Consider the following 11541-nt stretch of genomic DNA (forward strand, 5'->3'; position numbering starts at 1 on the left):
CGCTTCCATCGGAAACGGTGATCTGGCAGCCTGAGTTCACAGACAAAACACTCTCCCGGAAAACCGGGGCGGTTCAACCAAACAAATAATCCGACGCTGTAGATGATGCGGGAACCCAGGCGGTCGATAAGGAAACCGCCGGGAATCTGCAGCGCCGCGTAAATCCAGCCGAACGCGGAAAAAATAAGCCCCATCTGAAGGGGGGTGAACTTCAGGTCGGCGGCCATTTGCGTGGCGGCTACCGAGAGGTTGGTCCTGTCTATGTAGTTGATAATGATATTGATGAAAACCAGGCCAAGCACCAGAAAACGCATATGCCCCGCACGTACCGACGCCGTGGAGGCGGCAAGCGGCTGTTCTGCCATAAGACTTTTCCTTCAAAGGTAATGTGGATGAGAACCTGCCCAGACAGCGAATTGGGTCAAGATATGTTTCTTTTATAGAAACATTGTTTGCATTACAATGTTTCTCTAATAGAAATGTGATCACTATGGAAATATTAGGCCTGCTGATGGGTGGGGAAAGCACGGCGGGGATAGAAAAAAGAAATAATCGGGTGATGGCTAAGGATCAGACACCTTATGCCGGGTTCGGCCGGGGGGAGCAACCGGTCATTTTCTCTCTTCCATGCCTGTGCCAAAGAGCTTCCCCAAGACGATTTTGGCCTGTAAACCCACGGGAGCCAAACGGGCCTGGATCACATTTCTTTGTTTTATGTGATGCAAGCGACGAAAAGCATTGCTAGTATCTCTATTATAGAAACAAGAGTGTGAAAAATAGCGAAGAAACGAGGTGTCTTTCTTACTCGCGCAAAGGCTATTCGAGCAAATGCGCAAGGGCCAATAGGGCGTTACGCTTCTCCTCAACCTGCTGCTCATTGAGGTTATAGAGCCCCGAAAACGCCAATGCGGTCTGGTCGGCAGACTGAATCCTGACGCCAAAACTGCATTCACCGTTTTCCCGTCGCCATAACAGGGAGCCGTGTTGCCGATATTGCGCGATCAGGGGCGCGACAGACACCAGTTCCTCTTTTTCAAGGACCTGCGCCAGACGTTCATCGGTGTAATCGGCAAGCAGGACAATGCCCAGCACAGAAAGATGCGCCGGTTGGATCTGGTAATCCACCAACGCCTGATAATCATGCTGGCCGGGTTTTGAATGGTACAGGTAAACCACTTTGTTTTCCCAAAGAACACCGAGCGCCACCACATGATCGTGCGGCGCATGCTCTGTCAATACCTCCAGAGATTTGCGGAACAGGCTGGAACCCCGCATAGCCTGGGCGGCAAGAGCGTGAATACCGGAACCGGGCAGGTAACGCCTTTTTTCATCCTGCCGGGTCAAGCCGATACCGGACATGGTCATGAGTAAACGGTTCACGCGGCTGGCGTTCATATTCAGATCGCGTGCCAGTTCGCGGCAACCGATGGCGCGGCCGCAGGTCGCCAGATATTGCAAGCAGCGAATACCGTCGATTAGGCTTTGGTTGGGCTGTGAAGACATGGTGTTCTCCTATGGGATACCCGTGAATATTAACAGAATACCCGTTATTTCTTAAGGAGTAGTCATGCTTATCTCTGCCAGCACGGATCACCGTGAGTTGCCGCGGATTTCCATTGATGTTGACTTTGTGGTTGCCGGCGGCGGATTGTCCGGCGTCTGCGCGGCTATCGCCGCCGCGCGGGAGGGACTGAAGGTGGCACTAGTGCAGGATCGTCCGGTTTTGGGCGGCAATGCTTCCAGCGAAGTCAGGTTATGGGCGCTCGGCGCAACGTCGCACTTAGGTAATAATAACCGCTGGGCGCGCGAAGGCGGCGTGATGGGGGAAATCCTTGAACTGAACCTTTATCGTAACCGCCAAGGAAATCCGGTGATTTTTGATATGGTGCTGCTGGATTTGGTCAGCCGCGAATCAAATATCCAGTTATTTCTGAATACCGCTATCCAATCCGTCGAAAGCAATGACGGCCATATCCGGGCCCTGTGTGGTTTCAACAGTATCAACGAAACCCGTTATCGTTTCAGTGCGCCGCGTTTTTGCGACGCCACGGGGGACGGAATCGTGGGGTTTTTGGCCGGCGCGGCGTTCCGGGTGGGATCGGAGGAACGCCAGGAGTTCGATGAGGGCATGGCGCCTCATGAACATTTCGGCCATCTGCTCGGCCATTCCATTTATTTTTATACTCGCCATACGTCTGAACCGGTTGAGTTTGTCCCGCCGTCGTTCGCTTTGATGGATATCACCGAAATTCCCCGTTACAAGAGGCTGACTTCGGCGCTCAACGGCTGCGATCTCTGGTGGCTTGAATGGGGTGGACGGCTCGATACCGTGCATGATAGCGAGCAAATCAAGTGGGAACTCTGGAGGATTGTCTGGGGAGTTTGGAATTATATTAAAAATAGCGGTGAATTTGCCGATGCGGCCAATCTGACCCTGGACTGGGTAGGGCTTATCCCGGGTAAACGAGAAAGCCGGCGTTTCATCGGCGATTATATACTGCAGCAAAAAGATATCATCGAACAGCGGGATGCCTATGATGCCGTCAGTTTCGGCGGCTGGTCCATCGATCTGCACCCCGCCGACGGCGTTTATAGCAAACTTGACGCCTGCCTGCAATTTCACAGCAAAGGCATTTACACCATTCCGTTTCGCTCGCTATACAGCCGGGACATCGACAATCTCTTCATCGCCGGGCGAATCATTTCCGTTAGCCACGTGGCTCTGGGCAGCACCAGGGTGATGTGCACCTGTGGGCAAAACGGCCATGTAATAGGTCAAGCCGCAGCCTTGTGTGCCGTTCGGGATTGGACGCCGCGGCAATTGTCGGAACCGGGGCATATCGCGCAGTTGCAGGACCGTTTGATGGAAAACGGCAGTTACATTCCCCGTCGCCGGCTGACCCTCCTGCCCAAGGCGACTGTAAGGGCGTCATCCGTCCGACGTCTGTCGGAGTTGTCGGCCAATGGTCGTTATCAGGCATTGGAGGAAAGCTGCGCACTCATGCTGCCGCTTCGCGCCGGCGAACGTCTGCCGATCATGACCATTACACTGGCGACGGATGAGGCCTGCATTCTGCCGGTAACCTTGCTGACCAGTGAAAAGGCTTTCAATCATACGCCTGAAATCACACTGGGCGAGCAGATGCTAAATTGTCGTCCCGGCGTGAGTTCTTATACGTTGCAATTTGACTACTGCGCTGGGGAAGACCGTTATCTTTTCCTGACGCTGGCGCGAAATCCCTCGGTACGCTTCGCCCTTAGCGATGACTTTACGGTGGCGATAAAAACCCTGTGGCATCGGGTAAACAATAAAGTGGCTAAAAATAGCCGGCAAATCGCCAATGGTGATTACGGGGTTGAGGAATTTGATTTCTGGTTACCCCAGCGGCGCCCGATGCAACAGATACCGGCCGTCATATTTGACCCACCGCTACGGGCGTATAGCGCTGAAGCGGTTATCGACGGGGCGATGCGACCAAGCGATCATACCCATGCCTGGGTGCCGGACCGCAATGATCCCGCGCCGGAATTGACGCTGTCCTTGGCCGAACCCATCGTGATGGGTGAGATAGGCCTGATGTTCGATAATGATTTCGACCATGCCATGGAAACGGCGCAATGGGGTCATCATGAAAGGGTCAGTCCACATTGCGTGAAGTCCTATTCGCTGTGGGCCGATGGACGGCTGATTGCCGAGGTGGAAGATAACTGCCAGTCCTGGCGCAAACATATTGTCGCGAGTGACCGGCCGGTCCGCCAAGTGGTTTTGCGTATTCGCGCAACCCACGGCGGTGTGGCTGGCGTATTTGCCATACATTGCATCCCGCGCCGTCAAACCAGCCAGGCTGAGGACTGAGAACGGTCTTTCTTAAAGAGGCCGGCCTTCAAGCCGGCTCCCTATGTATCAGGGCGTAGTGTTTAAAAAAGATTAAAATATGTATAACAACACAATCAAGAGTCCGTACGTAAAACAGAATGACTTTCCGTGAGACAGGCGCTGGCCAGCGTGGGATGCACAAATAAGGCTTTGCAAAAGATAATGGAAATTTGTTTTTCGCCGCGTGATTGCCAGCGCCGTGCTTGAGCAGCATACTGTCCACGACCGCCAGCAGCGCGGCGGTCGATCATCGGCATGGTATGTGCGCGCTCCGCTCAGGCATCACCGCATTCCGCCGCGCGCAGCGCACCGACCAGCGGCACGCCGCCCCGTTCGGCCAGATGTCCAGACTTTCGCCCATGCAGCCGTCGGTATCCTCCAGGATCGGCAGCATCTTTCGGCTGATCATGTGGATCGGCGTGTCCTCGTCGTCGTTGGGCACGAACACCGGCTCGAAGGGGATGTTCTTCAGGGCGAATGGCATGCGCGCCCGCACGCAGTAAGGGCAGTGGTCATAGACGTAAAGTTTCATGGGGCCCTCGGATAGTCCACGTAGCCTTCCGCACCCCCGCCGAACAGGAATTCCGAGCGCAGCGGAGTCAGCGCCAGGCCCTCGCGCAGGCGGCGCGGCAGGTCCGGGTTGGCCAGGAACGGGCGGCCGAACGCCACCAGGTCCGCATAACCCTTGTTCAGCACCCAGTCGGCGCGCTCCGGCGTGTAGTTGCCGGCGACGAGGATCAGGTTCGGGAAGATGGCACGCGCCAGGGCGCGGAATTCTTCCGGCACGTTCGGCTCGGCGTCCCAATCCACTTCGGCGAAGTGGACGTAGCCGATGTCCAGCGCCGCCATCCGCGTCATCGCCAGCAGCACGGTCTCGGGCGTGTCGGCATCGTCCATACCGCGTGACTGGTTGTGTGGCGCGAAGCGCACGCCGATGCGCGAGGGTGGGAATACCTCCACCATGCGCGAGAGGATTTCCATCAGAAAGCGGGTGCGATTCTCCGGTGAGCCGCCGTAGGCATCGTCACGCTGGTTGGAATTCTTGCGCAAGAACTCATCGATCAGGTAGCCATTGGCGCCGTGCAGTTCGACGCCATCGAAACCAGCAGCCTTGGCATTGGCAGCAGCCTGCACGAAATCATTCTGCACGCGCTTGATCTCGGCGAGCGTCATTGCACGCGGCGGCGTGCAGCGCTGCATTGAGCCGTTTGGGCCGTCCTCATTGGCGATCCAGACCGTGGTGCCTTCCGGTGTTGCGATCGCCGACGGCGCGAACGGCGCTTCGCCATGATGGAACGCGGCATGCGACATCCGGCCGGTGTGCCAGATCTGCAGGAAAATCTGTCCGCCGTTGCGATGCACCGCATCGGTAACGAGCTTCCATCCCGCAACCTGTTCCGGGCTGTGCACGCCGGGCGTGAACGAATAGCCCTGTGCGTCCTCGGAAACCTGGGTCGCTTCGGCGATGATCAGGCCGGCATCGGCGTGGCGGCCATAGTAGTCGGCCATCAGCGCGGTCGGCACATTGCCCGGCTGCGCCGCCCGGCAGCGGGTCATCGGCGGCATCACGATGCGGTTCTTGAACGATAACTCCCTGAACTGAAGGGGCTCGTAAAGCTTGTTTGCTGGCTGTGTCGCCATATTACTGTTTCTCCATGAAATGTTGGGTCCCAGAGATGATGTCTTCAACCCCGGCATTCATCAGAAGCGGGCTCCGCCTTCGACGTGGATCGTCTCGCCACTGACGAAGCCGGCACCAAGCAGCCACAGTACAGCATTGACGATGTCGTCGCTCACACCGGCACGACCAACGGGCACCGAGGCAGCGACGCCGTCGAGTAGTCCCTTCTTGGTTTCTGCGCCCAGCACGTCCCAGGTGCCAGAGTTGATGATTCCCGGCGAGATCGCATTGACACGCACCGGCGCAAGCTCCTTCGCTAAGTGGGTGGTGAGGAAGGCGACGGCCCCGTTGGCCACGCCCATGATCGTGTAGGGTGCCCCCGGCTTCCAGGCCGCGACGCCGGAGAACAGAACGATCGACCCAGCCTTGGACAAGTTTCGTGCGAAGTGCTTGGCGACCAGCAGCGGCCCGAAAACCTTCGCGTCGAACGCCGTGATGATCTTGTCCTTTTCCAGTTCCGCCACCGGGACGTTGTGATGGGCGGAGGCAGTGATGACGATGTGATCGATCTTGCCGAGTTCGGCTGCGGCCGCTGCGACGGTGGCCTCGTCGGTGATGTCGAGGTGGACAGCGCTGCCACCAGGCAAACTGTCGGCGACGGACTTCGCCTGGGTGAGATCGCGTGCGCCAATCACTACCTGTGCTCCCGCGGCGGCGGCCTTACGGACGATCGCTTCGCCGAGAAACTTCGACCCGCCGATGACGAGTATCTTCTGACCACTTAAATTCTGACTCATATTGCGCTCCTTGTTTCCAAAAGATGAATACTGGATATTAGACGCACACTATTTGACGTGATAAGAGTCTTATTGCTGAAGGTTTTATTCATTTAAAATGAATTATGGACCTTCTGACCAACCTTCGCATCTTCATCGACATCGTCGATCACGGCAGTCTGGCCTCTGCCGCACGGGCACGTAGCCTTGTGCCCGTGGCTTATTCGCCATGGCTCTCATCGTTATAATTTATTCCCTGCTATCGTTAATTGAAGAGACACGTTCAATAGTGATTAAGGCATCCGCTAAGCAAGGGATGCCGTCAAACATTTATAGCGCCAATGTACATGTTTTAGAGCTATAATGATTAAAAATTAATCATACACAGTTTCCTTATCTTCAATTTTTTTTTAATGAAGGCCAGTAACGTAAAAGCGTTAACCTGGCTTTCGTCTCTTGCTGATTAATGCCTATCGGTCAATCAAATTACCGTTCGTGTCATAATACCGGCCGAGCCAAATTTCTGATGGATGGATGTTAAACTCCTCGGCTATCAGATATTCCCCTTTTGGCCATGGGCGGATCATGGCATTGGACAACGTGCTTGAGCTCAGCCCTGCCTTACGTTATAAGGCTGCCAAGGTGGTTCCTTTTTTGCGTAACGCTGCGACAATGTCGGCTTGGTGCCAGTTTTTTTTCATTTCTCCCCGTTATTTTACAAAAAATCACTCACACAGCGATAATTTCGTTCAGGAGATACACAATATTTTCAAATGCATCGACTAATAATATAAAGACAAAGTGACTTTTGATTGTTCTGCCGGTTATCAGTATGTTCGATTGATCCGATGCTGCTGATGGTGGCATGGGGGAATTTGGTGTAGAGCGTTTAGAGCCCATCGCCGCTTGGTTTCGCCCATTCTTGTCGGGTTACCGATCGATTTGTCGTTTATTTCGCCGATGAATTGCGGGTGCCATATTGGATACGTACTGATACAGGCACAACTGGAGCATTCCCACGGCCAATAGATGCTTAATATATATTTCCTTATTATCGCGTTTTCAATCTAGCTGATTCAGCGCGAAAAAATAGAGGCCAACGGAAAGGTTAAATTGAACGGTAATTGACGCACTGTGCCTAATACAATATTGAAAAAAGAGGACGCTTCAGTTGGCTTCAATAAGAAAGAAAAGAATTATTAACGACATCTGTTAAATATTACCTTGAGACTATTCTGCTATCTATGGTTTGTCCATGAGGGCCCCATCGGAAATTTTGGCATCGCGCCGCTGTTATTACCGCTGTTCCCTATGTGTGAGGGATTCATCGGAACTTGAGGCATGTGGACATTGACGGGCCCATGATCTATCAGTCTAAGTCCCACATTTTGAACCGCTGCGCTCCCGGCGGCAACCAGTGCTCCAGGGAGGCCGGCTTTTGCTGCCCCCCCTGCGGCCCCGATTGCCATGTCACGTCCTATAGAGCATGCCATTTGTTTATTCTCAGATCCTGATGTGCATCTAAACATAGATTAATTCCTTTTTTTAATGAAACGATATATAAAAAAAATAAATATTGCGCTTATCATAGTGATGAGCGAGGAGTAAAAAAAGCTATATACCTCGCCCTTCGTGATACTATCAAAAGTGAACCCTCTTGCACATAGATAGATATAAATATTGGCTAGGAAGGGACCAAATATTATTGTATAAAATGCCTGGTTAGTTGCTCTACTATTCGTTAGATCGATAAATAAAGCTATAAGAACATATGTTAAGGGGGTTCCAATATTAAATTCCATAATTCACCATGCTAAGTGATTCAACGCCAACAGGAGTTTACTAGAATTGACTAAAGAAAAAAATAGTCGAAAAGTTATTGGAAAAGTCATATGTAACACTTGAGCAAAAATTTTTGCATCACGTTAAACCGAATAGTCTATATCATATGATAATCTAGAAACCGTGACAGTAGAATGTTGAAGGCGTCATCATGGATGAATTACTGCAAATTAATATTATTACCATGCACTTAAAAGCGCTATGGGGAAGAGTCAACGTGTATTAGCCCCCTCATGATCCGGGCACCTTGGCCCGCTTAAAATACAAGGTAGCCTTAAAGCTATGTTTAAGCCTAGTCAAAGTGAAATCATGGGTAGCTTCGACGAACTTAAGGACGGCGATGATCTGGTGTTCAGTGGATCGGACTTTACGCATGGTGATCTCCTCACCGGGACTTAATCAGTATGTCGAAAGATCGTTGAAGTGAATGGCTTGTTTAAGCGGGATACTTACAGTGTCAGCAACACTGATATAAGACCGTAAAACGGTTATTAAGCTGTGTTGTTGACACCGTAATGCGGACTGCGCAGCGGGGTACCCATTAGGGTAAAAATGGAACCAATAAAACCCTGTGCGGCCCGCGGTGTCAGCCGGAATACACGTTTAATGATCAGCACAATAGTGATGGCGAGGTCAGGATGGCGCTGAGGTCGTCCCCGTGAGCTCGGCGTTGCTGACTCATACCAGGACTGAATCGCCTCGTCATTCAGCCAGAAGGCGATGGAGCCACGGTTGATAAGAGCGTTGTTGTAGTTGCGCCAGTTGGTGATTTTGAACTTCTGCTTCTGCTGGCGGAATATAGCCCAGCCGCCCCAGCAACCGACGAAAATTATACCAGTCCACCCCATTCCAGTGTGGCAAGCGCCACTTCTGACCGGCTTTTCCAGCTCTGCTGGTGTATCACCTTCGCTTTCTACAACCCGTTGATGCTTTCCACCATCGCATTGTCGTATGAGTCGCCGACACTGCCTGTTGATGCCAGCAGCTCTGCGTCCTTTAGCCGCTGCGCGTACGCCAGCGGCACATACTGAGAGCCTTTGACGCTGTGATGGAGAGTTCCTGAACTCCGCCTTCGCAAAATAGGCTGAGGCCTGGCGCAGGATATCGTTACTGCGCCGTAGTTCACGGTTTTCACGTTCCAGCGCTTAAGACGCTGACGCTCACGGGTGGAAGGCCCACCATTGCCAGCCTGACTGTCCCGTTCATGCTGACGGGGCCAGGCGCGGAGAGTATCGGGACTACAGCCTATTTTTGGGGCAATAGATTTAACGGCCGCATGCGCAGAAGCATAATTATCACGTTGCTCCAGCAGCATTCTGACTGCACGTTCACGCAGTTCTGGTGGATAACGATTATCAGATGTTGATGTCATGACGGGTCTCCTTTCACTGAGAATTTAGTCTCCAGGATTCCCGGGGCGGTTCACTACTACCATGTATTATGAAATGATTTACAAAATGTTATGCTTTAGTTGATATTCTATTATTAAATGGATTTAATGAATGATACCTTATCAGCGTCGTACTGAAAGATAGATGGCTGGGTGGGTACGCTTGTATATACGTATTGATTTCTCCAAAAATTACTGCGACCAACAGCCCCGCAGGGAAGGGCTACGGGCAATACAGACCAGCAGGAAAGGGATTTATGTTTGAAGGATATGCACATGAAGGCTGTTAAGAATGCTTGTTTACATTCACCACATCCCGGAACTGTTCTTCCCATCTGGGTCATTGTAGTTGGTAGTACTATTTCCCTAGGCGTTGCTATGGGGATAAGCCGTTTTGCCTTCACGCCAATCCTGCCGATGATGATCCATGATGGAGTTCTTACTCTGGCATTTGGCAGCACGCTCGCTAGTGTAAACTATCTAGGCTATCTGGCTGGGGCAATGCTTTGTATGGGCCTTCCCCCTTTATGGTCGAGTGCTGTTTTGACCAGATGGGGATTGCTGCTGACAGTCGTTCTAACCTTCGGGATGCTCATCGAAAACCATATTGTATGGATTGTTCTACGGTTTCTGGCGGGCGTTGTAAGCGCAGTTGTCCTCGTCCATACATCCCGATGGTGTCTTGCATTGCTCGGCGCTAAGGGCCGAGTGTCGATAGGCAGCATAATGTTCACCGGCGTCGGAATGGCTATAACCCTGTCTGGTCTTGCCGTCAGTGGCATGGTTCAGCTCGGATGGGGGTCAAGAAGCGGATGGATGTGTTTCGGCGTATTTGCCACTTTACTTGTTGTTCTCATTTGGCGTATCTTCCGCACCGATGAGATCCCTTTCACTAGGTTATCGCAACACAAAGCCTCACCTGTATCGAGTCAGCCGGAAAATGTCGGTGAAATGACTTTGTTTTCCCTAGCCTATGGTCTTGCCGGATTCGGTTATATTATTACCGCAACCTTCTTACCTGTCATTGCTCGCATAACCCTACCACCGTCAGCATCAATATGGCTCGATCTATTCTGGCCGACTTTCGGAATCTCGGCGGTTGCGGGGTCCATCTTAGTGGCTCGCATTGACTGGGTCAGGGATCCTCGTTTGGCACTCGTTGTTTGTTATGTACTTGAGTCAGTCGGTGTCGTTGGCGCAATGATCGTTCCCACGATTACCGGCTTTTTCATCAGTAGCCTATTAGCAGGTCTTCCATTCAACGCAATCAACTTTTTCACAATGCGCGAAGTGACGCGGCTGCGCCCTCTTCATGCTGCACGTTATATGGGGCTACTCACGGCTCTGTTCAGCGTGGGGCAAATCGCAGGTCCTCCTATGGTGAATGAGCTCCTAAGTCTAGCCTATAGTCAAGAGGCTGGGTTTTCATGGTCGCTACAAATCGCAGCCGGAGCACTCTTGGCCGGGGCATTTATTTTCTTATTCTTGACATGGAAATGGCCTATACGGCCATGATGCTTTTCTTTCATTCCACCCTAGACATTGGCGTATTTGTTTCATTCAATTATTCATCTGGAGATCGCTTATGATATCACAATTAGTGTTCTTTACGTTATTCGTTGGAATTGGTTCAACAATTGTGCTGGACTTATGGGCGGTAATCGCTGCACGAATAGGCTGGATGCCAGGAACGCATTGGCCATCCGTAGGCCGGTGGCTCCTGGGTCTTTCATCCGGGCGGCTTGTTATTGATAGAGCAAACAGTTCCTCCCATACCATAACTGAGAGTACTTTAGGTTGGAGTTTCCATTATCTAGTCGGTATTGTTTATGCCGCGATGTTCCCACTTTTCTGGGGTGAAGATTTCATAAGCATCCCTACAATATTTCCATTCTTTCTTATTGGCGTCGTGATCAGTACACTAGCCGGGTTAGTGATCCTGATGCCTGGAATGGGTGGATGAGTAGGCCCCCTGCGAAACCAGACAGTAGAAGTCTCTTAACTTAAGAGATAGGCTTGGATACATGTCTAACAC

Annotated in this window: 10 protein-coding genes and 3 pseudogenes; 3 read left to right on the forward strand and 10 right to left on the reverse strand. The window is 52.1% G+C overall.

What is annotated here, in order from left to right; translation table 11 throughout:
• Together FCN80_RS24845 and FCN80_RS24850 are read right to left on the reverse strand one after the other, a co-directional pair.
• Positions 1–365, reverse strand: a 365-nt coding sequence (locus FCN80_RS24845) for an MFS transporter (RefSeq protein WP_136992998.1), incomplete at its 3' end; no start/stop codon positions are given.
• 451 nt (positions 366–816) lie between these two features.
• Positions 817–1503 carry a helix-turn-helix domain-containing protein gene (locus FCN80_RS24850; RefSeq protein WP_136992999.1) on the reverse strand — a complete coding sequence of 229 codons (687 nt, stop codon included), beginning with the start codon at positions 1501–1503 and terminating at the stop codon, positions 817–819.
• Positions 1504–1567: 64 nt separating this feature from the next.
• Here FCN80_RS24850 and FCN80_RS24855 point away from each other — a divergent pair, with 64 nt between their 5' ends.
• Positions 1568–3856, forward strand: coding sequence for an FAD-dependent oxidoreductase (locus FCN80_RS24855; protein WP_136993000.1), 2289 nt, complete (start codon positions 1568–1570; stop codon positions 3854–3856).
• Between the two features lie 95 nt (positions 3857–3951).
• Here FCN80_RS24855 and FCN80_RS24860 read toward each other — a convergent pair whose 3' ends face one another.
• From FCN80_RS24860 to FCN80_RS24890, 8 genes and pseudogenes are all read right to left on the reverse strand, one after another.
• Complete coding sequence (locus FCN80_RS24860) at positions 3952–4134, reverse strand: hypothetical protein (RefSeq protein WP_136993001.1); 183 nt, start codon at positions 4132–4134, stop codon at positions 3952–3954.
• Positions 4125–4409 (reverse strand): glutathione S-transferase N-terminal domain-containing protein, encoded by a 285-nt coding sequence (locus FCN80_RS24865; protein ID WP_230492940.1) that lies wholly within the window; start codon positions 4407–4409, stop codon positions 4125–4127. Before FCN80_RS24865 ends, FCN80_RS24860 begins: the two co-directional genes overlap by 10 nt.
• Entirely contained in the window at positions 4406–5518 is a 1113-nt protein-coding gene (locus FCN80_RS24870; RefSeq protein ID WP_136993002.1) for an alkene reductase, read from the reverse strand. Before FCN80_RS24870 ends, FCN80_RS24865 begins: the two co-directional genes overlap by 4 nt.
• Before the next feature lie 60 nt (positions 5519–5578).
• A complete protein-coding gene (locus FCN80_RS24875) occupies positions 5579–6295 on the reverse strand; it encodes an SDR family oxidoreductase (RefSeq protein WP_136993003.1) in 717 nt (238 codons plus the stop codon).
• A gap of 449 nt (positions 6296–6744) precedes the next feature.
• Positions 6745–6975 (reverse strand): annotated as a pseudogene (locus FCN80_RS27325) (helix-turn-helix domain-containing protein).
• A 537-nt stretch (positions 6976–7512) separates the two neighbouring features.
• On the reverse strand, positions 7513–7803 hold the full coding sequence (locus FCN80_RS27650; protein WP_445081517.1) for an E492 group microcin: 291 nt from the start codon (positions 7801–7803) through the stop codon (positions 7513–7515).
• A gap of 825 nt (positions 7804–8628) precedes the next feature.
• Positions 8629–8916: pseudogene (locus FCN80_RS24885) on the reverse strand (transposase); the annotation flags it as partial.
• Positions 8819–9488, reverse strand: a pseudogene (locus FCN80_RS24890) (transposase). The pseudogenes FCN80_RS24890 and FCN80_RS24885, both read right to left, overlap by 98 nt.
• Before the next feature lie 294 nt (positions 9489–9782).
• Between FCN80_RS24890 and FCN80_RS24895 the strand changes: the two are divergent.
• Both FCN80_RS24895 and FCN80_RS27530 read left to right on the forward strand, forming a co-directional pair.
• Positions 9783–11021, forward strand: a complete 1239-nt coding sequence (locus FCN80_RS24895) for a YbfB/YjiJ family MFS transporter (RefSeq protein ID WP_136993004.1) — start codon at positions 9783–9785, stop codon at positions 11019–11021.
• Between the two features lie 70 nt (positions 11022–11091).
• The gene (locus FCN80_RS27530; protein ID WP_136993005.1) at positions 11092–11469 is read left to right on the forward strand and encodes a DUF2938 family protein; all 378 of its coding nucleotides are present in this window, start codon (positions 11092–11094) and stop codon (positions 11467–11469) included.
• The last annotated feature ends 72 nt before the right edge of the window (positions 11470–11541 follow it).

This window comes from Martelella alba (genome assembly GCF_005217455.1).
Classification (GTDB): Bacteria; Pseudomonadota; Gammaproteobacteria; order Enterobacterales; family Enterobacteriaceae; genus Acerihabitans.

Coding starts and splice junctions, on each gene's coding strand:
- FCN80_RS24850 (WP_136992999.1), bottom strand. CDS start 1,503: ATGTCTTCACAGCCCAACCAAAGCCTAATCGACGGTATTCGCTGCTTG.
- FCN80_RS24855 (WP_136993000.1), top strand. CDS start 1,568: ATGCTTATCTCTGCCAGCACGGATCACCGTGAGTTGCCGCGGATTTCC.
- FCN80_RS24860 (WP_136993001.1), bottom strand. CDS start 4,134: ATGCCGATGATCGACCGCCGCGCTGCTGGCGGTCGTGGACAGTATGCT.
- FCN80_RS24865 (WP_230492940.1), bottom strand. CDS start 4,409: ATGAAACTTTACGTCTATGACCACTGCCCTTACTGCGTGCGGGCGCGC.
- FCN80_RS24870 (WP_136993002.1), bottom strand. CDS start 5,518: ATGGCGACACAGCCAGCAAACAAGCTTTACGAGCCCCTTCAGTTCAGG.
- FCN80_RS24875 (WP_136993003.1), bottom strand. CDS start 6,295: ATGAGTCAGAATTTAAGTGGTCAGAAGATACTCGTCATCGGCGGGTCG.
- FCN80_RS27650 (WP_445081517.1), bottom strand. CDS start 7,803: ATGTTTAGATGCACATCAGGATCTGAGAATAAACAAATGGCATGCTCT.
- FCN80_RS24895 (WP_136993004.1), top strand. CDS start 9,783: ATGAAGGCTGTTAAGAATGCTTGTTTACATTCACCACATCCCGGAACT.
- FCN80_RS27530 (WP_136993005.1), top strand. CDS start 11,092: ATGATATCACAATTAGTGTTCTTTACGTTATTCGTTGGAATTGGTTCA.